Genomic DNA, 1,003 nt, shown 5'->3' with positions numbered 1-1,003 from the left:
ATGTTTGAGACGGCACTTCCCGATCTGAACGGGAAATCGATCCTGGTGACGGGTGGGACTGGCTCGTTCGGCAAGGCGTTCATCCGGCGGGTTTTGCAGGATTGGAAGCCGAAGCGGCTGATCATCTTCTCGCGCGAYGAGCTGAAGCAGTGGGAGATGCAGCAGGATTTGGCGCAGGAGAAGTATCCGGCGCTGCGCTATTTCATCGGCGACGTGCGCGACGGCCAGCGGCTGGAAATGGCGACCCGCGATGTCGACTACATCATCCACGCCGCRGCCTTGAAGCAGGTGCCGGCAGCCGAATACAATCCCTTTGAGTGCATCCACACCAACGTCATCGGTGCCGAGAACGTGGTGCAGGCGGCGATYAAGAACAAGGTGAAGCGCGTCGTGGCGCTCTCGACCGACAAGGCCGCCAAYCCGGTCAATCTCTACGGCGCCAGCAAGCTCGCCTCCGACAAGATCTTCATTGCCGCCAATGCCCTCTCAGGSGGSCATGACCCGATCTTCTCGGTCGTGCGCTATGGCAACGTCATCGGCTCGCGCGGGAGCATCGTGCCCGTCATTCAGGAACTGGTCGCCARGGGCGCCAAGACCATCCCCATCACCGATGACCGCATGACCCGCTTCTGGATCACCCTCGAGCAGGGTGTCGCCTTCGTGCTCTCCTCCATGGAGATCATGCGCGGTGGCGAGATCTTCGTGCCCAAGATCCCCTCGATGAAGGTGACCGAGCTTGCCAACTGCCTGGCGCCGGGCCTGCCCCACAACATCATCGGCATCCGCCCCGGCGAGAAGCTCCACGAGGTGATGATCACCGAGGATGACAGCCGCTCGACCGTCGAGCTCGCCGACCGCTATGTCATCGAGCCGGTCTTCACCTATTGGCAGCGCCGCTCCTTCGCCCAGGACGGTGCGCCCAAGGTCCCGGAAGGCTTCCGCTTCGCCAGCGACATCAACACCCAATGGCTCGATGCCAATTCCCTCAAAAAGATGATCTGAG

1 protein-coding gene is annotated in these 1,003 nt (G+C 61.7%); it reads left to right on the top strand.

Features of this window, described 5'->3' with window-relative positions; genetic code table 11:
* The gene (gene pseB / locus AC1DWZ_RS23940; protein ID WP_477171479.1) at nucleotides 1-1,002 is read left to right on the top strand and encodes a UDP-N-acetylglucosamine 4,6-dehydratase (inverting); all 1,002 of its coding nucleotides are present in this window, start codon (nucleotides 1-3) and stop codon (nucleotides 1,000-1,002) included.
* Nucleotide 1,003 lies beyond the last annotated feature (1 nt).

This window comes from Dongia sp. P2_B8 (assembly GCF_056404715.1).
This window is presented reverse-complemented; position numbering and strand designations above follow the sequence as displayed.